This window comes from Mycobacterium sp. NPDC004974 (assembly GCF_053600815.1).
This window is the reverse complement of record NZ_JBSGAQ010000004.1, coordinates 176,862-198,105: the sequence shown is the minus strand read 5'-3', so window position 1 is coordinate 198,105 and position 21,244 is coordinate 176,862. Positions and strand designations below refer to the sequence as shown.

The window sequence follows — 21,244 nt, the reverse complement described above, 5'->3', positions numbered from 1 at the left end:
ACTGTCGGATGAATTGGCGAAATCGGCCGACGTATGGCGGGTGACGGGCATCACGGCATTGGCCAAGATTGCGATGCAGCCCAAACAAGCAAGGAGGCCGATATGGCCATCATCGATCCGACCAAGACCTGGGTCCCCGTGGAAGAACGTCTCGCCGTCACCACCAACGAGCGGCACCGTCAGGTGCTCAGCGTCGTTCTCGAGCACATGAAGGCCGAGGCCGAGCCCGATATGGAACGGCTCATGGCGACTCTGAGCCCCAATCCGGACTACCACTTCTGGTACGCCAATGCCGATATGGGCCCCAAGACCACTGAGGGGGTCCGCGCCTATTACGAGGCATTCGTGGCCAGCGGCGCCAACCACCTCGTTTTCGAGATCGATCGCCTTGCCGTCGACGATGATCTGGTGATGACCGAAGGCTGGATGAAGATGATCTATCCGGGCGCGGCCGCCCAGGCGATCGGCGTCGAGGTGGACGATCCGGACGGCGACTACCTGCTGCTGTTCCGTCAGCTGATCAACTGGCCGATCGACGCCGACGGCCTGATCGTCGGTGAGGACGCCTACCAGACCGGCCCGGTCAGCGTGACCAGGCTGAGCCAGGAAGACTTGCCGCAGAAGTACATCGACCAGAAGCGCGCCGCCGCCGAAGCTCATGCCTGACCCAGTGCGTGACTCGATCGGCCAGATGCTGCTCGACCGGGTCGGCGATCAGCATCTCGGCCTGCGCACCCGCGACCGCGACTGGACCTGGGACGAAGTGGTCGCGGAGTCCGCCGCGCGCGGGGCGTACGCGACGGAGCTCCGCGGCTCATGCCCAATTGAAGGCCCCTTTCACATCGGCGTCCTGCTGGACAACGTGCCGGACTTCCTGTTCTGGTTGGGCGGTGCCGCACTCGTCGGCGCGACCATCGTGGGGATCAACCCGACCCGTGGCGCCGCTGAGATGGCGGCCGAAATCCGCCATGCCGATTGCCAATTGATTGTCACCGATACCGCAGGTGCCGAGCGACTGCGTGGCCTGGACCTCGGCCTGGAACCCGATCGGTTCCTCGTGGTCGACTCTCCCGGGTACCGCGAGGCGGTCGACGCGCTTCGGGTCACCCCGGCGTTGGCACCGGGCGTCGGCGAGGACTCGCAGATGCTGCTGCTGTTCACCTCGGGGACGACGGGTGCCTCCAAGGCCGTCATCTGCAGCCAGGGCCGGTTGGCCCGGATCGCCTACGCGGCCGCGGAGAAGTTCGGCCACGTGCGCGACGACGTGGAGTACTGCTGCATGCCGCTGTTCCACGGCAACGCCATCATGGCGCTGTGGGCGCCGGCGCTGTCGGTCGGCGCGACGGTGTGCCTCACGCCCGCGTTCTCGGCCTCCGGATTCCTACCGGACGTGCGGTATTTCGGCGCGACGTTCTTCACCTACGTGGGCAAGGCGCTCGGCTACCTGATGGCCACCGCCGAACAATCCGACGATGCCGAGAACCCGTTGGTCCGCGGTTTCGGCACCGAGGCATCGCCCGATGACCAGAACGAGTTCCGTCGTCGCTTCGGTGCCGAACTGTTCGAGGGCTACGGATCGAGCGAAGGTGGCGGGGCAGTGGTACTCGCCCCCGACATGCCTGCCGGCGCGCTCGGCCGGCCCGCGCATCAAGGGGTGGCGATCGTCGACCCCGAATCGCTCAAAGACTGTGTCCCAGCGGTTGTCGACGAGCACGGCCGCGTCCTCAACCCCGACGACGCCGTAGGGGAGATCGTCGACAAGTTCGGCACCCGCACGTTCGAGGGCTACTACAAGAACGACGAGGCCAACGCCGAACGCATCCGCAACGGCTGGTACTGGACAGGGGATCTCGGCTACCTCGACGAAGACGGGTTCATCTACTTCGCCGGCAGGCGCGGCGACTGGATCCGGGTGGACGGTGAGAACACCTCGGCGCTCAACATCGAGCGGGTCCTGCGCCGCCACCCGGAGGTGGTGGCAGCCGGTGTATACGCGGTGCCCGATCCGCGTTCGGGCGATCAGGTGATGGCCGCGATCGAGGTGGCCGACCCCGACGACTTCGACGCCTCGACATTCGTTTCCTACCTGGCCGACCAGGATGACCTGGGAACCAAGGGAATTCCGCGGTTCCTGCGGGTGTCGAAGAACCTGCCGGTCACCGGGTCCAACAAGGTGCTCAAACGTGAACTGCAGCAGGAGCGCTGGCACACCGACGAGGTGGTGTACCGGTGGGCGGGACGCGGAATGCCCCGATATCAGGCCATGGGCGACGATGACAAACAGTCGCTGGACGCAGAGTTCGCGCAGTACGGGAGGCAGCGTTACCTATGAAATGGGCCGACGAGTGTGACGTCCTGATCGCCGGGTCCGGCGGTGGCGGCGTGGCCGGCGCCTACACCGCAGCGCGCGAAGGACTGTCGGTGATCCTGGTTGAGGCCAGCGATAAATTCGGCGGCACCACAGCGTATTCCGGTGGCGGCGGGGTGTGGTTCCCGTGCAACCCGGTGCTCAAGCGGGCCGGCACCGACGACACCATCGAGGACGCGCTCGAGTACTACCACGCCGTCGTCGGCGACCGGACCCCGCGGGAGCTGCAGGACACCTATGTCCGCGGCGGCGCCGGACTGATCGAATACCTCGAGGCCGATGACAATCTGAAGTTCGCGCCGATGCCGTGGCCCGACTATTTCGGCAAGGCCCCCAAGGCCAGGACCGACGGTCAACGCCACATCGCGGCCCGGCCCCTCAAGGTGGAGAAGGCCCCGCACCTGCGCGAGCTGGTGCGCGGCCCGCTCGACGCCGACCGCCTCGGCGCCGAGCAGCCCGATGACTACTTCATCGGCGGCCGGGCCCTGATCGCCCGGTTCCTGAAAGCCATTGAGCAGTACCCGAATGCCTCGCTTCGACTCAATGCCCCGCTGGTGGAGTTGGTCGTCGAGGATGGGACCGTGACCGGCGCGATCGTCGAAACCGACGGTGAGCGACAGGCCATCCGGGCCCGCCGCGGCGTGCTGCTCGCCGCCGGCGGCTTCGAAGGCAACGACGAACTGCGCCGTGAACACGGTGTACCGGGTGTCGCCCGCGACACCATGGGACCGCCGGCGAATGTGGGCCACGCGCATCGGGCCGCGATGGCCGTCGGCGCCGACGTCGACCTGATGGAGCAGGCCTGGTGGTCGCCGGGCCTGACGCATCCCGACGGACGCTCGGCGTTCGCGCTCTGGTTCACCGGCGGCATCTTCGTCGACCAGAACGGACAGCGCTTCGTCAACGAGTCGGCGGCCTACGACCGCATCGGCCGCGCGATCCTGCCGCGACTGGCCGACGGTTCGATGACGTTGCCGTACTGGATGATCTACGACGACCGGGAAGGCGAGGTTCCCCCGGTGAAGGCCACGAATGTCTCGATGGTCGACACCCAGCGCTACGTCGAGGCCGGGTTGTGGCACACCGCCGACACCCTCGAGGAGCTGGCCGCCGAGATCGGCGTCCCCGCCGAGAACCTGGCCGCCACCGTGGCGCGCTTCAACACCTTCGTCGCCGCCGGATCGGACGAGGATTTCGGCCGCGGCGACGAGGCGTACGACCGGGCCTTCTCCGGCGGCGCGTCACCGTTGGTCGCGATCGAGAAGGGGCCCTTCCACGCCGCCGCGTTCGGCATCTCCGATCTCGGCACCAAAGGCGGGTTGCGTACCGACACCGCGGCCCGGGTACTCGACACCGACGGTCAGGTCATCGCCGGTCTGTATGCCGCGGGCAACACCATGGCCGCCCCCAGCGGCACGGCCTATCCGGGCGGCGGAAATCCGATCGGAACCAGCATGCTGTTCAGCCACCTTGCGGTCAAAGACATGCTAGGCAGGGACGTGGGAGGCTCTCATGAGTGACATCCGGGAAATCGATGCCGGCGCGGAGATGACGCGGTTCGCCCGCGGCTGGCACTGCGTCGGGCTCGCTGAAACGTTCCGTGACGGGCAGCCGCACGGCATCGAAGCCTTCGGCACCAAGCTCGTCGTCTATGCCGACTCCGCCGGCGAACTGCACGTGCTCGATTCCTACTGCCGGCACATGGGCGGCGACCTGTCCATGGGATCGGTCAAGGACGACAACCTGGCCTGCCCGTTCCACGACTGGCGCTGGGGCGGCGACGGAAAGTGCAAGCTAGTGCCCTACGCGAAGCGCACCCCGCGGCTGGCGCGCACCCGCAAATGGGACACCCGTGAGGTCAACGGTCAGCTGCTGGTCTGGCACGACCCGGAAGGCTCGACCGGGTCCGCTGAGCTGATCCCGCCCACGATCGAGGGCTACGAGGACGGCATCTGGTCGCCGTGGCAATGGAATTCGATCCTGATCGAGGGGTCGCACTGCCGCGAGATCGTCGACAACAACGTCGACATGGCCCACTTCTTCTACATCCACCACGCCTACCCGACGTACTTCAAGAACGTCATCGAGGGCCACACCGCGAGCCAGTTCATGGAGTCCAAGCCGCGTCCGGACTACGCCACCAGGGAACTCTGGGACGGCACCTACCTGCGTTCGGAGGCAACGTATTTCGGCCCGGCGTACATGATCAACTGGCTGCACAACGATCTTGCCCCGGACTTCACCGTCGAGATCGCCCTGATCAACTGCCACTACCCGGTCACGCACAACTCTTTCGTGCTGCAGTGGGGTGTCGCGGTCCAGCAGAATCCCGCGCTGTCGGCGGACAAGGCCGAGAAGCTCGCAGCCACGATGAGCCGGACCTTCGGCGACGGCTTCATGGAGGACGTCGAGATCTGGAAGCACAAGGCCCGGATCGACAATCCGTTGCTGACCGAGGAGGACGGTCCGGTGTACCACCATCGCCGGTGGTATGAGCAGTTCTACGTCGACGTCGCCGATGTCACGCCCGACATGACCGATCGCTTCGAGCAAGAGGTCGACACCACACACGCCAATGAACTCTGGCATCAGGAGGTTGCCGAGAATATGGCCAAGCGGTAGCCCGTCACCGATGCGAATAAGCTGACGGCCCATGGATGATCGTCAGCCGAACCGCCCACCGCTCGATGTCGCCGCCTTGCGGGGATCGTTGGGCGCGCCCTGGCACCGACTCGACATCGTCGACGAAACCGGATCCACCAACGCCGACCTCCTGGCACGCGCGGCCGCCGGTGAACAGATCGCCGGCGCGGTGTTGTTGGCCGAGTACCAGAACGCCGGGCGCGGCAGGCATGGCAGGCAGTGGTCGGCGCCGCCGCGGTCGCAGTTGGCGTTGTCGGTCGGGGTCGACGCGTCAGGGGCACCCGCGGATATCTGGGGATGGCTGCCTCTGGCCACCGGTGTCGCCGTCGTCGACGCCGTTGCCGAGGTCACGGGCGTGCGCGTCGGCCTGAAATGGCCGAACGACGTCCTGGTCGGCCCCGGTGGGGGAAAGCTGGCCGGCATCCTCGCAGAGGTGGCATCGCCGGCGCCGGTCGTCGTCGTCGGGCTCGGCCTGAACGTGACCATGACCTCGGACGAGGCCCCGGACCCGCGTGCCACCTCACTGTCGCAGCTCGGCGCGGGCACAGTGGACCGCAACCCGCTGGCTCAGGCGTTGCTCCGGCATCTGGCCGCCCGATTCGCCGGCTGGCGCAATTCCGATCCGAAGCTGGCCGCCGATTACCGCGCACGCAGTGTCACCATCGGCAGTAGGGTCCGCGCGATCCTGCCGGGGGACAACACGTTGGTGGGCACGGCCGTCGACGTCGACGAGCTCGGGCGGCTGATCATCGACACCGGGACCGAACGGGTCACGGTGTCGGCAGGCGACATCACGCACCTGCGCCCCGACGAGCCGTAGAGTGCTGCCGTGGGCTACCCGGAAAATGTGCTGGCCAACGACGAGCAGGTGGTGCTGCATCGGCATCCGCACTGGAAACGTCTGATCGGTGCGGTACTCGTCCTGATCCTGATCACCGCGGCAGCTGCGTTCGTCGCCGCCGTTGTCAACACCATGGACTGGCAGGCAACGGCCAAGAACGTACTGTTCATCGTGATCGGCGCGATCTGGCTCATCGTGGTCGGCTGGCTGACGGTCTGGCCGTTCCTGAACTGGTTGACCACGCACTTCGTCATCACCGACCGGCGGGTGATGTTCCGGCACGGCCTACTGACCCGCTCGGGCATCGACATCCCGCTCGCACGGATCAACAGCGTCGAGTTCCGCCATGGGCTGACCGACCGGATGTTGCGCACCGGCACCCTGATTATCGAATCGGCGTCGCAGGATCCCCTGGAATTCCACGACATTCCGCGCGTGGAACAGGTGCATTCACTGCTGTATCACGAAGTCTTCGACACCCTGGGGTCCGAAGAGTCACCGAGCTGACGCGCCTTCGCGTGGCCGGGTGTGAAATCCGGCGAAAATGGCTACCTATCAGCCATGACCGCACGGGTGAACCAATTGGCGACCGCTTTCGATCAGGCAATCGTCGTCATTCCGGCCCACAACGAAGCCGCGCTTCTGCCCCGCTGCCTGCGTGCGGTGATCACCGCCGCGGCCTGTTGCCCGATGCCGGTGCTGACCGTCGTCGTCCTCGATTCCTGTGACGACGGGAGCACCGAGCTGGCGGGCGAGTTCGGTCACGACCTCCACTTCGTCAGCGTGGAGGCGGGCAACGTCGGCGCGAGCCGGGCCGCCGGTTTCGCCTATGCACATGCGCTGTGCAACCACGTCGAAGACTCCCGCGCCTGGTACGCCACTACCGACGCGGACAGCCAGGTGGACCCCGACTGGCTGCTGCGTCAGACCGCGTCGGCGGCCGCCATGGTGCTGGGCGTCGTGCGGGTGGCGGACTGGCGGCATCACCCCGCGGAGTTGGTCCGGCGCTACGTGCATTCCTACGAGTCGAGAGCGCGGGGCACCAAGTGGCACAGCCACATCCATGGCGCGAATATGGGTTTTCGTGCCGACGCATACTGGGCACTCGGGGGCTTCCGGCCTCTGGCCACCGGCGAGGACGTCGAATTGGTCGAAAGGTTCGAGACCGCCGGCTACCGGATAGAACGGGACTCGACCCTGTCGGTGACCACGTCAGCGCGCCGAAACGGCCGGGCGCCAGGCGGCTTCGCCGGTTACCTCCGTGATGTGTCGCGGTCGGTATTTCGTTCGGCCGAAAGGGGTTCCGCATGACGGCCGGTTTGGTTCGGAGCTGGCTGGAGTCAGGCCGTTTGGACCTGCCGCTGCCGGGTTCCGGTGCGACGGAGCGGCGTTGGCAACGGCTTGCGGAGCTGACGGAGATCGACGTCGTCGCCGGACGACTCGCGGAGGCTCACGTCGATGCCGTCGCGATCCTCGACGAGCTGGGTGCGAAACCGCCTGCGGCAGGCGAGCTGTGGGCGGTGTGGGCTGCCGAAGATCCGGACGCGGTGCTCAATGCGCACATCGCCGGAGACGGTGAAACAGACACGGTGAAGCTGTCGGGCACCAAAGCGTGGTGCTCGGGGGCGGGCCTCTGTACACACGCGTTGGTGACGGCCCGCCGCGACGACGGCCGACGCGCGCTGTACGCGGTGACGACGAGCAGCGAAGGGGTGCGTCCGTTGCCCAGCACCTGGAGGAATCCCGGCATGGCGGCCAGCGACACCCGCTCGGTCCAATTCAGCGACGCGCGTGCGATGCCCGTCGGTGATCCCGGCGACTATCTGGATCGCCCCGGCTTCTGGCACGGTGCAATCGGTGTCGCGGCGTGTTGGGTCGGTGCTGCCCGCGCGGTCGCCGCGCCCCTATACGAACGCGTCGCCCGCGGAGCTGCTGATACCCACGTGCTGGCCCACCTCGGGGCTGTCGACGCCGCGATCGCTGCGGCCGAAGCGATGCTGGTCGCGGCGGCCGAGGCGACCGATGCTGACCCTTTCGACCGGTCCGGGTCCGCTCAGTTACTGGCCCGGCGAACCCGCGCTGTCGCTGAAACCGCTGTGGATGAGGCGATTACCCGCACTGGCCGCGCACTCGGGCCCGCGCCGCTGTGCCAGGATGCCCAGCACGCACGTCGCGTCGCGGATCTGACGATCTATGTGCGGCAGAGCCACGCTGAGCGTGACCTCGCCGCGCTCGGGAAGCTGGCGGGGGCGCGCCGATGACAGCCGCAGAGCCCGCTGAACAGTGCGGCAATGCCGCGAGGTTCGGGTCACGGCCGCTGAGCTGTGGTGGCACCCCGGGTCACGCCTGGACGACCTGGGACCGCTCCTTCAGGGAGCTGGACCTCGCGACATGCCCTGCCCTGGTGGTGGTCGCACCGCATCCCGACGACGAGACCCTTGGCTTCGGGGCGACGATGGCGCTGCTGGCGGAGCGGGGTATCGATGTACGGGTGGTGTCCGTCAGTGACGGCGGGGCCGCCGATGAGGATCTCAGCCCATTCGACCGTATCCGGCTGGAGCGCACCAGAAGCACCGAGTTGAGAAAGGCCGCAAGGATTCTCGGGGTGGGGGAGCCGGTCAACCTCGCATTGCCCGACGGTGAACTCACCGGCCACCAAGACTCACTTGCCGATCTGCTGACCGGGATACTCGAGGCGTGCCCGCCGGGCACCTGGTGTGCAACGACGTGGCGCGGTGACGGGCACCCCGATCACGAGGCGGTTGGACGGGCTGCTGCCACGGCCGTGCACCGCACCGCGGCGGTTCTGTTGGAGTACCCGGTCTGGATGTGGCACTGGGCCACGCCCGGTGACTCCGCAGTGCCGTGGGATCGGGCACTCATGGTGCCGTTGACGGCCTCCGCCGTGGGGCGTAAACAAGCTGCGGCGCAATGCTTTCGAAGCCAGTTCCTCCCGCAGGCACCGGGCGCGGGCCCGGTGCTGCCGCCGTTCGTGCTGCCTCGGCTGCTCGCGGTCGGGGAGATGGTGTTCCGATGACGGAGCGCCTGCCCGATTCGTACTTCGACCGCATGTACGCGACCTCGGCGGACCCGTGGCGACTGGCCACCCGCTGGTATGAGCAACGCAAGTACGCGATCACGCTGGCGATGCTGCCGCAGCGGCGCTATCGGCATGCCTTCGAGCCGGGTTGCTCGATCGGCACTCTCACGGCGTTGCTCGCCGAGCGCTGCGATCACGTCACCGCGATGGACGTGGCTGGAGCCGCCCTGGACATCGCCGACGCGCGACTACGTGCCGATGGCGGCCGGGACGGGCTGCGGGATCGTGTCACCCTGTCGCGAGGCTCGCTCGACGATCGTTGGCCGCCAGGATCTTTCGACCTGTTGGTGCTCTCGGAGGTGGCGTACTACCTGGAGGAGGAGTCGCTGGCCGGGCTGCTCCGCCGCGAGTGTCCGCAGTTGGCCCGTGGTGCGACCGTGATAGCGGCACACTGGCGTCACGAGGTGGCCGACTATCCGCTCACCGGTGATCAGGCCAACAGGGTCATCGCGGCGACGCCGGGACTCAATTCGATCGCCAGCTACCGCGACCGCGATGTCGTCATCGAGGTTTTCGATACCCATAGCGCAGCATCCGTTGCCGAACGCGACGGTGTGCCCGGCGTCGGTTGACCAAGGCGGATAGGGCTGTCCCCCAATGCACTCGGGTATGCCGCCGGGGTGGCGGTCTAGTAGTAATGACTGCGGCCGCCGATGGCATGTCCTGCCCTTCCCATGACCATCAGCACCAGGCCGATGATCAGGAGGACGACCCCGATCGTCCACAGCAGAGAGATTTTCAGCAGAAATCCTGCGATGAGAAGGATGACTCCAAGAACGATCATGGTGTTCACCTGGTTTCGATGTAGATGGAAGAGTCCGGGCAAGATCAATTCGTCGTCGCCATCAGCTCAACTTTGTGTGGCCCTGATATACCCGCATTGACCAGTCGCGAAACCGCGATGGTCATCGCCGATCTCCCGAGGGTGTGGTTAGACATTGCCGGGATGGGTATCCCGTGGTGGCAGCGTGACGAATATCGTTCGCACGCTGCGTCATTCCGTGTCGCGAATCCGCGGCATGGCCAGCGCAACAAATCGGGAGAAACACATGAGCGCCGTCGACAAGGCCAAGAACAAGGTCGAAGAGTTGGCTGGGAAGGCCAAGGAAAAGGTCGGGGAGGCAACCGGCGACAGGGAAACCCAGGCCGAGGGACATAAGGATCAGGCCAAGGGCAACCTCAAGCAGGCCGGCGAGAAGGTCAAGGACGCCTTCAAGAACTGACCGCAACGAGATGCGGGACTGAGCGCGCACTTCGCCAAGGTGCTGGAGGTTCCGATGGTTGAACCTGAAAACGATTCGCCGCCAACGGCTGTGGGTCCGGCGGCGCACAACAACGCCGTCGGGCAACCCCACACCGAGGCCGAGGGTCAGGCGATCGTCGCCGCAGAGCAAGACGCGGCGCGGATCAGCTCACCCGCCCATCCGTTGGGTGAGGCTGGTCCCAGGTTCAACCGCAAGTCGCCATTCATGATCGGCATGGTCGCCGCGGCAGGGGTGGCCATCACCTACGGCGGGATCCAGTTGCTGATCACCGCCCGCGGGGTTCTGGTCCTCATCGTCATCGCCGCAATTCTCGCGATCGGTCTCGAACCCGCCGTGTCCTGGTTGGTGCGACACCGTATTCCTCGCTGGGCAGCTGTGGGCCTGGTCTTTTTGGTGGCCTTCGGCATGCTCGCGGGGTTTCTGGCTACTGCGATTCCGCCGATGGTTGCCCAGGGAACCGCACTCGTCCACAACAGCCCGGACTATTTGCACCACCTCCAGCAGCGTTACCCCGCCATCGACCAGCTCAACAGTCGATTCCACCTCCAGGACAAGCTCCAGGAGGCGCTCGGTGGCGGAAACGTTCCCAACGTCGTCGGCGGGATCGTCGGTGCCGGGGAGTTCGTGTTCAGCGCCGTCAGCGGAGCCATGATCGTGCTGGTCCTCACCGCCTACTTCCTCGCCAACTTCGCCCGGATCCGCGCGTCGCTCTATCGGCTGGCACCCAATTCCCGGCGTCCCCGCACGATCCTGATCGGTGATGAAATTCTCGCCAAGGTAGGCGGATATGTACTGGGAAACATCCTGATCTCGGTGATCACCGCAGTCCTCACCTTCATCTGGCTGATCGCCTTTGGGGTGCCCTACCCGCTGCTGCTCGCCGTGCTGGTCGCGGTGCTGGACCTGATCCCGATTGTCGGATCGACGATCGCCGGCATCGTCGTCGCACTGGTGGCTTTGACGGTGTCGGTGCCCGTTTCACTCGCCACAGTCGTGTTCTTCGTTGCGCTGCGACTCGTCGAGGACTACCTGCTGGTGCCACGGATCATCGGGCGGACCGTGCAGGTGCCGCCCTTGGTGACCGTCGTCGCTGTCCTGCTCGGTGCGGCGTTGCTCGGAATCGTCGGTGCACTACTGGCAATTCCGATCGCCGCGGCCATCTTGCTGTTGGCGCGGGAGACACTCTTCCCGCAGCTCGACCGGCGATGAACCGGCGCATCGTTTCGTGTGGGGTCACCCCCGCGGTATCACGAAGTCTTCGACACCCTGGGGTCCGAAGAGTCACCGAGCTGACGCGCCTTCGCGCGGCGACTCGGCCGGCGCAGCGGCGTCACGGTGGCGGACTTGTGTTCGGCATGATCCTCGAACGCCTCGGCGAAGCCGCCGCCGGTGAGCGTGGATTCCAGCGCCAGGTCGGGCTTGTCGACGAACTCGTCGGGGAACACCCAGCGGCGGAATGCCCAGAACCGGAACGCCATCTGCAGCAGGTTGCCCACGATGTAGGCCGAGATGAAGTCGGCGATGTTCTCCACCGTCAGCGACACCTCGGGAACCCGAAGGCCCAGGACGTAGCTGGAGAAGTACAGCGGCAGCATCGACAGCAGCACACCCACGCCACTGAACGCGAAGAACAGCAGGGCCTCGTGGTGGCGCTCGCGGCCGCCGCGGTTCTGGAAGCTCCATTCCCGATTGAGGATGTAGGACGCGATGACCGCGACGACGCCGGCGATGATCTTGGCGGTCACCGGCTTGGGCTCAAGAACCGTGAGCTTGAGGGTGAAGAAGATCGCCGAATCGATGACAAACGTCGTCGCGCCGACGATCGCGAACTTGATCAGTTCGTGATGCCGCTCGGCATAGGGACGGACGAATCGCGGCAATCGAGCGATTGTCGCATCGGCGAAGGACACAGCTAGGCAGTGTACGTAAATGCGTCGTTCGATGCCGCATCGCTGCGGATGCCGGACCTTAACCGCAGGTCAATGCACCGGTCACGACGAGGACATGAATCCGCGCATGACACCATAGAGGGCGTGCCGACAACTCCCAAGAAACCACCTGTGGTGGCGATGATCGGCGGTGGCCAGCTCGCGAGGATGACGCACCAGGCGGCCATCGCACTCGGGCAGACCCTGCGGGTGCTGTCCGCCGGGCCGGACGAATCCGCCGCGCAGGTCACTCCCGACGTCGTCATCGGCTCCCACACCGACCTGGATGCGCTGCGCCGGGCGGCGGACGGGGCGACGGCAATAACGTTCGACCACGAGCACGTGCCGACCGAACACCTGGAGACGCTCGTGGCCGAAGGGGTCACGGTCAACCCGCCGCCGCAGGCGCTGGTGCATGCCCAGGACAAGCTGCTCATGCGGCGCAAGCTGCAGAGCCTGGGTGCCCCGGTGCCGCGCTTCGCCGAGATCACCTCGGTCGCCGACGTCGAGGAATTCGTGCGGCAGATCGACGGTCCGGTGGTGATCAAGACCGTGCGCGGCGGGTATGACGGCAAGGGCGTGGTGATGGCCGACGACCTGGCTGCCGCGCGCGAGGTGGTGGCCGGTTACCTGGCCGACGGGGTGGCCGTGCTGGCTGAGGAGCGCGTCGCGATGCGCCGGGAACTCGCCGCGCTGGTGGCCCGATCGCCGTTCGGGCAGGGTGCGGCCTGGCCGGTGGTGGAAACCGTGCAGCGCGACGGCGTCTGCGTCGAGGTGTACGCCCCGGCGCCCGGCCTGTCCGACGAACTCGGTTCGGCCGCAGAGGAACTCGGCCTACGGGTGGCGAACGAGCTGGGCGTGGTCGGGGTGCTCGCGGTGGAGTTGTTCGAGACGGTCGACGGCACGCTGCTGGTCAACGAGCTGGCCATGCGTCCGCACAATTCCGGGCACTGGACCATGGACGGCGCGGTCACCAGCCAGTTCGAGCAGCATCTGCGGGCGGTCCTGGACTACCCGCTGGGCGACACCTCGGCGATCGCGCCCGCTGCGGTGATGGCCAACGTGCTCGGGGCGCCGCAGACGCCGACGATGTCGATGGACGAGCGGATGCACCACCTCTTCGCGCGGATCCCCGACGCAAAGGTGCACCTGTACGGCAAGGGCGAACGGGCCGGCCGCAAGCTCGGGCACGTCAACATCATCGGCACGGACATGGACGAACTTCGTGAGCGTGCGGTGCGGGCAGCGCACTGGTTGTCACACGGCGAGTGGACTGACGGATGGGATGAACATGCCGGAAAGTAATGGCCCCAGGGTCGGACTCATCATGGGCAGCGACAGCGACTGGTCGGTGATGTCCGACGCGGCCACCGCGCTCGCCGAGTTCGAGGTGCCGTTCGAGGTCGGTGTGGTGTCCGCACACCGCACCCCGCAACGGATGCTCGACTACGCCACGACCGCGGCGGACCGGGGTGTCGAGGTGATCATCGCCGGAGCGGGAGGAGCCGCCCACCTGCCCGGCATGGTGGCGTCTGCAACACCGCTTCCCGTGATCGGAGTTCCGGTGCCACTGGCCCGCCTCGACGGCATGGATTCCTTGCTGTCCATCGTGCAGATGCCGGCCGGAGTGCCGGTGGCCACGGTTTCCATTGGCGGAGCACGTAATGCGGGCCTGCTGGCCGTGCGGATCCTCGGGTCATCCGATACCGCGCTGCGGGACCGGATGGTGAAATTCCAGGCTGACCTGGAAACCATGGTGTTGGCCAAGGACGCCGCGTTGCGCGATCGCCTATTGGGCGAAGGCTGAGCGAAGCGCGCGGGTAGCAGCCCGCGCGTGCACTCAATCGCCGATCAGCCCGCGAATGCGGGGGGTCAGGGACTCGATCGGCTCATCGGTGGACATCACCACCACCGCGGTGCGGCCGCCACCGCCCCGGTAGATCGGCCATGTCGCGGCCAGCGCCTCGGCCAGGTCCGACCGCGGGTTGGCCGAGTCGCCGCGCAGCCATCGGCGCAGAACATGGTTGTGTGCAGCGACCACGGCGTTGGCGAATAGCTCGGCGCGCAGGTCCGCCGTCCAATCCGCGGTCAGTGCGGTCCGCAGGTGTTTGGTGAACAGCCGGACGTAGCGCGACACCACGGCCGTTTCGAAGTCGCGCAGGGCAGGTACCGAGCGGGTGAGCCGATAGCGCGTGCGGGCGCGCTCGCCCTCGGCGAGATAGTTCTCGAATACCGAGGTTGTCGCCACCGCGATGACTTCGGCGGGGAGCGATTCGGCCGGCGCCGCCGACAACCTCTCGTCGGCGCGGCGCAGCAACGCTTCGTGGTCGGGAAAGATCAACGCCTCTTTCGATCCGAACTGACGAAACGCGGTGGTGCGTCCCACCCCCGCCCGTGTCGCGATGTCATCGACGCTGGTGGCCTCGTACCCACGTTCCTCGAACAGGTCGAATGCTGCGCTCACCAGGCGCTCCCGGGTGCTTGGCAGGTCGGGCATGAGTGCACCTTTCATGGTACTGAGTGCCGATGCTATGGTACTGGGTACCAAAAGTAGCAGGACGATGTACTCGATGTGCAGTCCGCGCAACGATTGATCCAACAGAGCCGAGAGCTGAAAGCTAGGGAGAAGATCATGGCCGGCTGGGGCGGTAACCCATCTTTCGATTTGTTTCAGTTGCCTGAGGAGCACCAGGAGCTTCGGGCGGCGATCCGGGCGCTGGCGGAGAAGGAAATCGCCCCGCACGCTGCCGACGTCGACGAGAATGCGCGCTTCCCGGAGGAGGCCCTGCGGGCGCTGAACGCCTCGGGTTTCAGCGCGGTTCACGTGCCCGAGGAGTACGGCGGTCAGGGCGCCGACTCGGTCGCGGCCTGCATCGTGATCGAGGAAGTGGCCCGGGTGGACTGCTCGGCGTCGCTGATCCCCGCCGTCAACAAGCTGGGCACGATGGGCCTGATCCTGCGCGGCTCCGACGAGCTGAAGAAGCAGGTGCTGCCGTCGCTCGCCTCCGGTGAGGCGATGGCCTCCTACGCGCTGTCCGAGCGCGAGGCCGGTAGCGACGCAGCGGGCATGCGTACCCGCGCCAAGGCCGACGGTGATGACTGGATCCTCAACGGCACCAAGTGCTGGATCACCAACGGCGGCAAGTCGACCTGGTACACCGTGATGGCCGTGACCGATCCGGACAAGGGCGCCAACGGCATCTCGGCGTTCGTCGTGCACAAGGACGATGAGGGCTTCAGCGTCGGCCCCAAGGAGCGCAAGCTCGGCATCAAGGGCAGCCCGACCACCGAGCTGTACTTCGAGAACTGCCGCATCCCGGGCGACCGGATCATCGGCGAGCCGGGCACCGGTTTCAAGACCGCACTGGCGACCCTGGATCACACCCGCCCGACGATCGGTGCGCAGGCCGTGGGTATCGCCCAGGGCGCGCTGGACGCGGCGATCGCTTACACCAAGGACCGCAAGCAGTTCGGTACCGCCATCGCCGATTTCCAGGCCGTGCAGTTCATGCTGGCCGATATGGCGATGAAGCTGGAGGCCGCGCGCCTCATGGTTTACCACGCTGCCGCGCGCGCCGAGCGTGGCGAGACCAACCTCGGGTTCATCTCCGCGGCGAGCAAGTGCTTCGCCTCCGACGTGGCCATGGAGGTCACCACCGATGCGGTGCAGCTGTTCGGCGGCGCCGGCTACACCGTGGACTTCCCGGTCGAGCGGATGATGCGGGACGCCAAGATCACCCAGATCTACGAGGGCACCAACCAGATTCAGCGCGTGGTCATGAGCCGCGCCCTGCTCAAGTAATCCAACACCGCCCAGTGGCCAGTTAACGCACAGTTTCGCCGAAAGGCCGTGCAATAACTGGCCATTGGGCATTTGGTCGGCGAAAGAAGCTAGCCGCGGGTGACCTTCTCCGTCGTGCGACGCCGTTCCTGTGCGCCCGCATCGGGATTGGCCACCTGCACGAGTGACGCCCCGGCGGCGAAGACTGCGACCAGATTCGCGATCAGCTCATCCGGGGTGGCCCACGATGCGGTGGACAGCACCCGGTCGCGGTCGGTGAAACCCTGTGTGGCCGCGGCATTCCGGGCCGCGTCCAGTACCTCGGAGACCGATTTTCCGGCCAGGGCCGGACCGGGAACGCGCTCGGGCACGATCTGGTCGCCGTGCACGCGCACCGCGGTGGCGTAGTCGGTCACCCCGATGGGCAGATCCGGGGCGGGCTTGCCGAACGGGTCGAGCGACAGCACCGCGACCTCGCCACCGGAGACCGCGTCGTCGGCGTCATCGAGTAGATCCCGGGTGCACAGCGCCATGTCGGCTTCGCCGTCGAGCACGACTTCACCTCCGATCCACCAGATCCCGAACAACACCGCTGCGGTCTGCCAGTGTGCGGGCAGAAGCACCGCCACCCGCGTGCCCGGGCCGGCCCCCATCTCGTCGCGCAACAGGTTGGCGGTCTTGGCGGCCCAGTTGGCCATGGTTACCGTCGACAGCTCGATCCGCTCACCGGTGGCGTCGTCGTAATGGGTGATCCGTGGCCCCGCCGGATCCGCTGCCAACAACGGATCCAGCACCGCGGCGCTGACTGTGCTCATAACCCCTGGTTTTACTCGAGGACGATCAGTTCACGCACTTGGGATCGTCCGAACCCGCGTTGAGGATCGGCGACGGCGGTGGTGGCGGGCTCTGTTCGCCGGTGTCGCTGTAGGTGTCAGTGGCCGCGGCCGGATCCACGATGCCCGCGGACGGATCCATGCCATCGGAGCCGGGTCCGGTGTAATCCGCTGCGAGCACCACCCGCACCGCGCCCGGCGGCAACGACGAATCTTCGTTCACCGGCAACCCACCGAGATCCTTCGACACCGCCTGGGCACCGAGATCGTCGGCCTTGGCGGCGAGCACCTGGCTGGACGCGGGCGCGACACCTTCGTGATTGCCGGTCGCGCCCGGAACGAATCCCTTGTTGCTCAGCACCTGTGACACCGCGGCGGCCAGGCCGTTGATGTCGGTGCCGTTGACCACCTCGACAGTGGTGCTGTCCGGCGAGTAGCTGAGTTGTTCGGTCTTGCCCGCGTCCTGATCCTGCAAGAGGCCCGACACCCACTGGCGGACATCGGCGGGATCCACCCGGACCACGCTCTGCATGCCGTCGTCGCTCCAGCCGTCCTCACGCAGGATCGGGATGGTGGCGAACGCCACGCTGCCGCCCGCCAGCTTCTGCAGCTGTTCGACGAAATCCATGATGTCCCAGCCGTCGGAGATCACCATCGACCGTTGCACGGCTTCCTTCAACCGGCTCAGCGTGCCCGGGCTGGACAGCGTCTTGCTGGAGATCACATCGTGGGCCAGCGACGCCATCACCGACTGCTGCCGGGTCACCCGGTCGAGGTCGCCGCGCGGCAGGTCATGGCGCTGGCGGACGAAGCTCAGTGCCTGCGGGCCGTCGAGCTTCTGCCAGCCGGCGGGAAAATCGGCACCCGAAAGCGGTTCGTAGACAGCATCTTTGAGGCAGACGTTGACGCCGCCCAGGGCGTCGGTGATCAATGCGAAGCCGAGCAGCCCGATTTCGGCGTAATGGTCGACCGTGACACCGGTCAATGAGGCGACGGTCTTGATCAGCTCCTCGCGGCCGGCCTCGGTGGCCTTGGGCTCGGCGACGGCCGGATCTTCACCCTCGACCTCGACGAGTTGCTTCATCCGGTCGAGCTTGACGTCGCCGAACACGCCGTTGATCTTCATCTTTCCCCAGCCCGGCGCTTCGACGTAGGAGTCGCGGGGGATGGAGATGGCGGTGGCCGACTTCCCGTTGTTCGGGATACGCACCAGGATGATGGTGTCGGTGTTGGTCGAGACGTCGTCACCGGCGCGCAGCGTCTGCAGCTCCTCGGCCGACAGCGGGTTGCCGTGTGCATCGGTACGGCTGTCCATACCGACCAGCAGGATGTCGATGGCGCCGTCGTCGCCGCCCCCGCCGAGCGCCGCCGAGCTGATGTGGTTGATACCGGATTCGAACGAGCGGATCTGGGTCCAGGCCACCCCCGTTCCGAGCACCACGGCCGACGCCGTGGCGACAGCGATGGAGCGAAGCAGGGGGATAGGCACCTGCCCAGGCTACTTGCGGCGCAGGCGTGAGCCGGGTAACGGCGACCGGCGTGCCAGACTCGGCGCATGGCGCAACGGATTGTGATCACCGGGGCCGGCGGCATGGTCGGCCGGGTATTGGCTGATCAGGGACGCGGCGAGGGTCGTGACGTGCTGGCCCTGACCTCTGCCGAATGTGACATCACCAACGTTGACACGGTGCGAGGGTTCGTCGAGCCCGGCGATGTGGTGATCAACTGCGCGGCATACACGCAGGTGGATACCGCCGAGACCGACCAGGTCAGGGCCTACGCCGTCAACGCCACCGGTCCGGGCAACCTCGCCACGGTGTGTGCACAGGCCGGCGCTGACCTGGTGCACATCTCCACGGATTACGTGTTCGGCGCGTCCGCGCAGCGTCGCACCCCGTATGAGGTGGACGACCAGACCGGACCGGTCAACGTCTACGGCCAGACCAAACTGGCCGGGGAACACGCGGTGCTGGCCGCCAAACCCGATGCCTACGTCGTCCGCACCGCCTGGGTGTACCGCGGGGGCGACGGAGCCGACTTCGTGGCGACCATGCGCCGGCTGGCGGCCGGGGACGGCCCGGTCGATGTGGTCGCCGACCAGATCGGGTCGCCCACCTACACCGGTGACCTGGTCGCGGCGTTGCTGCAGATCGCCGACGGTGGTGTGCGGCCCGGCGTGCTGCACGCCGCCAACGCCGGACCGGCCAGCCGGTTCGACCAGGCGCGGGAGACCTTCGCGGCCGTCGGCGCCGATCCGCAGCGGGTCCGGCCGGTGGACAGCAGCCGCCACCCGCGGCCCGCGCTGCGGCCGGCCTACACGGTGTTGTCCGCGCTCCGGTCCGCCGAGGCGGGCCTGACCCCGCTGAGGGATTGGCGGGAAGCCCTGGTGGCCGCGGTTGGAAAAGAGTGCCCGTCCGGCCCGCTACCCTCTACGCCGTGACTGAGGATGCGGCCCGCCCGCTTGTGGTGGTGACGGTGACGTACTCGCCGGGCCCGCACCTGGACCGTTTCCTGGCCTCGCTTGCGTTGGCAACCGATCGGCCGGTGACCGTCATCATGGCCGACAACGGCTCGACCGACGGTGCACCCGAGCAGGCCGAAAAGCGTTACCCGAACGTGCGCCTGCTCCGTACCGGCAGCAACCTGGGTTACGGCCGCGCGGTCAACCGCGGCGCCGAGGAGATATCGGATGCGGAGTGCTCGGAGTTTTTTATCGTCGCCAACCCGGACGTGCAGTGGGGGCCCCACTCGATCGATCTGCTGCTCGACGCGGCCCGGCGCTGGCCGCAGGCCGGGGCACTCGGGCCGTTGGTCCGTGACCCCGACGGCTCGGTCTACCCGTCGGCGCGGCACCAGCCCAGCCTGGTTCGCGGCGGCATGCATGCCGTGGTCGGCCCGTTCTGGAAGTCGAATCCGTGGACGGCGGCCTACCGCCAGGACCGCCAGGATCCCACTGAGCGCGAAGTCGGTTGGCTTTCCGGTTCGTGCCTGTTGATGCGCCGGGCGGCCTTCGACGCCGTCGGCGGGTTCGACGAGCGCTACTTCATGTATATGGAGGACGTCGACCTCGGTGACCGGATCGCCCGGGCCGGGTGGCAGAACGTCTATGTGCCGTCGGCCGAGGTGCTGCACGACAAGGGCCACTCCACCGGCCGTGACCCGGCGCGCAACTTGGCCGCCCACCACCGCAGTACCTACACTTTTTTGGCTGATCGGTATCCGGCGCCCTGGCAGGCGCCGTTACGGTGGACGATTCGGGGCGCGCTGGCAGCACGTGCGGGCCTGGTGGTCGGTAGTTCGCGACGTAAACATGCGAAAGGGCACTGACGTGATCAATCCCGCGGAGGTGGACGCTGTCGTCCTCGTCGGTGGACGAGGCACCCGGCTTCGGCCCCTGACGCTCTCGGCGCCCAAGCCGATGCTGCCGACGGCCGGAGTTCCGTTCCTCACCCATCTGCTGGCGCGGATCTCCGCGGCCGGGATCAATCATGTGGTGATGGGCACCTCGTACAAGGCCGAGGTTTTCGAGGAGGCGTTCGGTGACGGCTCCGATCTCGGGCTCGAGATCGAATACGTCACCGAGACAGAGGCTCTCGGCACCGGTGGTGGCATCGCCAACGTGGCGGACAAGCTGCGCTACGACACGGCCATGGTGTTCAACGGTGACGTGCTGTCGGCGGCCGACCTCGGCGCGCTGCTGGAGTCACATGACACCCACCAGGCCGACCTCACGCTGCATCTGGTGCGCGTCAGTGACCCGCGTGCGTTCGGTTGTGTGCCCACCGATGCCGACGGCCGCGTGACGGCATTCCTGGAGAAGACCCAGGATCCGCCGACCGACCAGATCAACGCCGGCTGCTATGTGTTCAAAAAGCATGTCATCGACCAGATCCCGAAGGGCCGGCCGGTATCGGTCGAACGCGAGGTGTTCCCGGGCCTTCTCGCCGACGGGCTGAAGGTGTGCGGGTACGTCGACACCTCCTACTGGCGCGATATGGGCACACCCGAGGATTTCGTGCGCGGATCGGCCGATCTGGTCCGTGGCATCGCGCCTTCGCCGGCGCTCAACGGCCAGCGCGGTGAGTCCCTGGTCCATGAAGGTGCGGCGGTCGCTCCCGGCGCCTTGTTGATCGGCGGCACCGTGGTGGGCCGCGGAGCCGAGATCGGTGCAGGCGCACGGCTCGACGGCGCGGTGATCTTCGATGGCGTGCGCGTGGAAGCCGGTGCGGTGATTGAACGTTCGATCATCGGCTTCGGCGCCCGCATCGGCCCGCGGGCACTGATCCGCGACGGCGTGATCGGCGACGGGGCCGACATCGGTGCCCGCTGCGAATTGTTGCGCGGTGCCAGGGTGTGGCCCGGGGTGAACATCCCGGACGGCGGCATCCGGTACTCCACCGACGTCTGAACTGCGCCGAAACTACGCTTCTGACGAGAATTGGCGGCACCGCATCCCAGGCCGTCGTCTCGGCGTTGACACAAGAA

Annotated in this window: 23 protein-coding genes; 18 read left to right on the top strand and 5 right to left on the bottom strand. The window is 66.9% G+C overall.

The window, feature by feature from the left end; all coding sequences use genetic code 11:
- Positions 1-102 precede the first annotated feature (102 nt).
- The 10 genes from ACWEFV_RS11760 to ACWEFV_RS11715 are packed head-to-tail and all read left to right on the top strand — an operon-like array spanning position 103 to position 9,524.
- Positions 103-666 carry a nuclear transport factor 2 family protein gene (locus ACWEFV_RS11760; protein ID WP_450070295.1) on the top strand — a complete coding sequence of 188 codons (564 nt, stop codon included), beginning with the start codon at positions 103-105 and terminating at the stop codon, positions 664-666.
- Positions 659-2,332, top strand: a complete 1,674-nt coding sequence (locus ACWEFV_RS11755; protein ID WP_450070294.1) for an AMP-binding protein — start codon at positions 659-661, stop codon at positions 2,330-2,332. The genes ACWEFV_RS11760 and ACWEFV_RS11755 overlap by 8 nt, the downstream gene beginning before the upstream one ends.
- Positions 2,329-3,888, top strand: coding sequence for an FAD-binding protein (locus ACWEFV_RS11750; RefSeq protein ID WP_450070293.1), 1,560 nt, complete (start codon positions 2,329-2,331; stop codon positions 3,886-3,888). Before ACWEFV_RS11755 ends, ACWEFV_RS11750 begins: the two co-directional genes overlap by 4 nt.
- Complete coding sequence (locus tag ACWEFV_RS11745; RefSeq protein ID WP_450070292.1) at positions 3,881-4,990, top strand: Rieske 2Fe-2S domain-containing protein; 1,110 nt, start codon at positions 3,881-3,883, stop codon at positions 4,988-4,990. Before ACWEFV_RS11750 ends, ACWEFV_RS11745 begins: the two co-directional genes overlap by 8 nt.
- A 31-nt stretch (positions 4,991-5,021) precedes the next feature.
- Positions 5,022-5,831, top strand: a complete 810-nt coding sequence (locus tag ACWEFV_RS11740) for a biotin--[acetyl-CoA-carboxylase] ligase (RefSeq protein WP_135453201.1) — start codon at positions 5,022-5,024, stop codon at positions 5,829-5,831.
- A 9-nt stretch (positions 5,832-5,840) separates the two neighbouring features.
- Entirely contained in the window at positions 5,841-6,359 is a 519-nt protein-coding gene (locus ACWEFV_RS11735) for a PH domain-containing protein (protein WP_135453202.1), read from the top strand.
- 54 nt (positions 6,360-6,413) lie between these two features.
- Positions 6,414-7,163, top strand: coding sequence for a glycosyltransferase (locus ACWEFV_RS11730; protein WP_450070291.1), 750 nt, complete (start codon positions 6,414-6,416; stop codon positions 7,161-7,163).
- Positions 7,160-8,113: an acyl-CoA dehydrogenase family protein gene (locus tag ACWEFV_RS11725; protein WP_450070290.1), complete on the top strand. Its 954-nt coding sequence runs from the start codon at positions 7,160-7,162 to the stop codon at positions 8,111-8,113. The genes ACWEFV_RS11730 and ACWEFV_RS11725 overlap by 4 nt, the downstream gene beginning before the upstream one ends.
- Positions 8,110-8,889 (top strand): PIG-L deacetylase family protein, encoded by a 780-nt coding sequence (locus ACWEFV_RS11720; protein WP_450070289.1) that lies wholly within the window; start codon positions 8,110-8,112, stop codon positions 8,887-8,889. Before ACWEFV_RS11725 ends, ACWEFV_RS11720 begins: the two co-directional genes overlap by 4 nt.
- Positions 8,886-9,524 carry an SAM-dependent methyltransferase gene (locus ACWEFV_RS11715; protein ID WP_450070288.1) on the top strand — a complete coding sequence of 213 codons (639 nt, stop codon included), beginning with the start codon at positions 8,886-8,888 and terminating at the stop codon, positions 9,522-9,524. Before ACWEFV_RS11720 ends, ACWEFV_RS11715 begins: the two co-directional genes overlap by 4 nt.
- A 56-nt stretch (positions 9,525-9,580) precedes the next feature.
- Here ACWEFV_RS11715 and ACWEFV_RS11710 read toward each other — a convergent pair whose 3' ends face one another.
- Positions 9,581-9,736: a DUF6131 family protein gene (locus ACWEFV_RS11710; RefSeq protein ID WP_450070287.1), complete on the bottom strand. Its 156-nt coding sequence runs from the start codon at positions 9,734-9,736 to the stop codon at positions 9,581-9,583.
- Between the two features lie 265 nt (positions 9,737-10,001).
- On the opposite strand from ACWEFV_RS11710, the gene ACWEFV_RS11705 reads away from it, so the two are divergent.
- Both ACWEFV_RS11705 and ACWEFV_RS11700 read left to right on the top strand, forming a co-directional pair.
- A complete protein-coding gene (locus tag ACWEFV_RS11705) occupies positions 10,002-10,175 on the top strand; it encodes a CsbD family protein (RefSeq protein ID WP_135459913.1) in 174 nt (57 codons plus the stop codon).
- 54 nt (positions 10,176-10,229) lie between these two features.
- The gene (locus ACWEFV_RS11700; RefSeq protein WP_450070286.1) at positions 10,230-11,426 is read left to right on the top strand and encodes an AI-2E family transporter; all 1,197 of its coding nucleotides are present in this window, start codon (positions 10,230-10,232) and stop codon (positions 11,424-11,426) included.
- 38 nt (positions 11,427-11,464) lie between these two features.
- On the opposite strand, the gene ACWEFV_RS11695 is transcribed toward ACWEFV_RS11700, so the two are convergent.
- Positions 11,465-12,127 carry a GtrA family protein gene (locus tag ACWEFV_RS11695; RefSeq protein WP_135453208.1) on the bottom strand — a complete coding sequence of 221 codons (663 nt, stop codon included), beginning with the start codon at positions 12,125-12,127 and terminating at the stop codon, positions 11,465-11,467.
- Between the two features lie 72 nt (positions 12,128-12,199).
- Here ACWEFV_RS11695 and ACWEFV_RS11690 point away from each other — a divergent pair, with 72 nt between their 5' ends.
- Entirely contained in the window at positions 12,200-13,450 is a 1,251-nt protein-coding gene (locus ACWEFV_RS11690; RefSeq protein WP_450070285.1) for a 5-(carboxyamino)imidazole ribonucleotide synthase, read from the top strand.
- Entirely contained in the window at positions 13,437-13,952 is a 516-nt protein-coding gene (gene purE / locus ACWEFV_RS11685) for a 5-(carboxyamino)imidazole ribonucleotide mutase (protein ID WP_167857763.1), read from the top strand. The genes ACWEFV_RS11690 and purE overlap by 14 nt, the downstream gene beginning before the upstream one ends.
- A 33-nt stretch (positions 13,953-13,985) precedes the next feature.
- Here purE and ACWEFV_RS11680 read toward each other — a convergent pair whose 3' ends face one another.
- Complete coding sequence (locus ACWEFV_RS11680) at positions 13,986-14,642, bottom strand: TetR/AcrR family transcriptional regulator (protein ID WP_450070284.1); 657 nt, start codon at positions 14,640-14,642, stop codon at positions 13,986-13,988.
- Between the two features lie 135 nt (positions 14,643-14,777).
- On the opposite strand from ACWEFV_RS11680, the gene ACWEFV_RS11675 reads away from it, so the two are divergent.
- The gene (locus tag ACWEFV_RS11675) at positions 14,778-15,947 is read left to right on the top strand and encodes an acyl-CoA dehydrogenase (protein ID WP_450070283.1); all 1,170 of its coding nucleotides are present in this window, start codon (positions 14,778-14,780) and stop codon (positions 15,945-15,947) included.
- Positions 15,948-16,036: 89 nt separating this feature from the next.
- On the opposite strand, the gene ACWEFV_RS11670 is transcribed toward ACWEFV_RS11675, so the two are convergent.
- Both ACWEFV_RS11670 and ACWEFV_RS11665 read right to left on the bottom strand, forming a co-directional pair.
- Entirely contained in the window at positions 16,037-16,741 is a 705-nt protein-coding gene (locus ACWEFV_RS11670; protein WP_450070282.1) for a TIGR03089 family protein, read from the bottom strand.
- 25 nt (positions 16,742-16,766) lie between these two features.
- Complete coding sequence (locus ACWEFV_RS11665; protein ID WP_167857764.1) at positions 16,767-18,248, bottom strand: LCP family protein; 1,482 nt, start codon at positions 18,246-18,248, stop codon at positions 16,767-16,769.
- Between the two features lie 66 nt (positions 18,249-18,314).
- On the opposite strand from ACWEFV_RS11665, the gene rfbD reads away from it, so the two are divergent.
- Genes rfbD through ACWEFV_RS11650 form a run of 3 tightly spaced genes read left to right on the top strand, consistent with a single transcriptional unit; the run spans position 18,315 to position 21,167 of the window.
- Positions 18,315-19,199 (top strand): dTDP-4-dehydrorhamnose reductase, encoded by an 885-nt coding sequence (gene rfbD, locus ACWEFV_RS11660; RefSeq protein ID WP_450070281.1) that lies wholly within the window; start codon positions 18,315-18,317, stop codon positions 19,197-19,199.
- A complete protein-coding gene (locus ACWEFV_RS11655) occupies positions 19,196-20,086 on the top strand; it encodes a glycosyltransferase family 2 protein (protein ID WP_167857765.1) in 891 nt (296 codons plus the stop codon). The genes rfbD and ACWEFV_RS11655 overlap by 4 nt, the downstream gene beginning before the upstream one ends.
- Position 20,087: 1 nt before the next feature.
- The gene (locus ACWEFV_RS11650) at positions 20,088-21,167 is read left to right on the top strand and encodes a mannose-1-phosphate guanylyltransferase (RefSeq protein ID WP_135453215.1); all 1,080 of its coding nucleotides are present in this window, start codon (positions 20,088-20,090) and stop codon (positions 21,165-21,167) included.
- Positions 21,168-21,244 lie beyond the last annotated feature (77 nt).

Excerpts from the sequence above, each read along its gene's own strand:
- ACWEFV_RS11760 (WP_450070295.1), top strand. The coding sequence starts at position 103 with ATGGCCATCATCGATCCGACCAAGACCTGGGTCCCCGTGGAAGAACGT.
- ACWEFV_RS11755 (WP_450070294.1), top strand. The coding sequence starts at position 659 with ATGCCTGACCCAGTGCGTGACTCGATCGGCCAGATGCTGCTCGACCGG.
- ACWEFV_RS11750 (WP_450070293.1), top strand. The coding sequence starts at position 2,329 with ATGAAATGGGCCGACGAGTGTGACGTCCTGATCGCCGGGTCCGGCGGT.
- ACWEFV_RS11745 (WP_450070292.1), top strand. The coding sequence starts at position 3,881 with ATGAGTGACATCCGGGAAATCGATGCCGGCGCGGAGATGACGCGGTTC.
- ACWEFV_RS11740 (WP_135453201.1), top strand. The coding sequence starts at position 5,022 with ATGGATGATCGTCAGCCGAACCGCCCACCGCTCGATGTCGCCGCCTTG.
- ACWEFV_RS11730 (WP_450070291.1), top strand. The coding sequence starts at position 6,414 with ATGACCGCACGGGTGAACCAATTGGCGACCGCTTTCGATCAGGCAATC.
- ACWEFV_RS11725 (WP_450070290.1), top strand. The coding sequence starts at position 7,160 with ATGACGGCCGGTTTGGTTCGGAGCTGGCTGGAGTCAGGCCGTTTGGAC.
- ACWEFV_RS11720 (WP_450070289.1), top strand. The coding sequence starts at position 8,110 with ATGACAGCCGCAGAGCCCGCTGAACAGTGCGGCAATGCCGCGAGGTTC.
- ACWEFV_RS11715 (WP_450070288.1), top strand. The coding sequence starts at position 8,886 with ATGACGGAGCGCCTGCCCGATTCGTACTTCGACCGCATGTACGCGACC.
- ACWEFV_RS11710 (WP_450070287.1), bottom strand. The coding sequence starts at position 9,736 with ATGATCGTTCTTGGAGTCATCCTTCTCATCGCAGGATTTCTGCTGAAA.
- ACWEFV_RS11705 (WP_135459913.1), top strand. The coding sequence starts at position 10,002 with ATGAGCGCCGTCGACAAGGCCAAGAACAAGGTCGAAGAGTTGGCTGGG.
- ACWEFV_RS11700 (WP_450070286.1), top strand. The coding sequence starts at position 10,230 with ATGGTTGAACCTGAAAACGATTCGCCGCCAACGGCTGTGGGTCCGGCG.
- ACWEFV_RS11690 (WP_450070285.1), top strand. The coding sequence starts at position 12,200 with ATGCACCGGTCACGACGAGGACATGAATCCGCGCATGACACCATAGAG.
- purE (WP_167857763.1), top strand. The coding sequence starts at position 13,437 with ATGCCGGAAAGTAATGGCCCCAGGGTCGGACTCATCATGGGCAGCGAC.
- ACWEFV_RS11680 (WP_450070284.1), bottom strand. The coding sequence starts at position 14,642 with ATGCCCGACCTGCCAAGCACCCGGGAGCGCCTGGTGAGCGCAGCATTC.
- ACWEFV_RS11675 (WP_450070283.1), top strand. The coding sequence starts at position 14,778 with ATGGCCGGCTGGGGCGGTAACCCATCTTTCGATTTGTTTCAGTTGCCT.
- ACWEFV_RS11670 (WP_450070282.1), bottom strand. The coding sequence starts at position 16,741 with ATGAGCACAGTCAGCGCCGCGGTGCTGGATCCGTTGTTGGCAGCGGAT.
- rfbD (WP_450070281.1), top strand. The coding sequence starts at position 18,315 with ATGGCGCAACGGATTGTGATCACCGGGGCCGGCGGCATGGTCGGCCGG.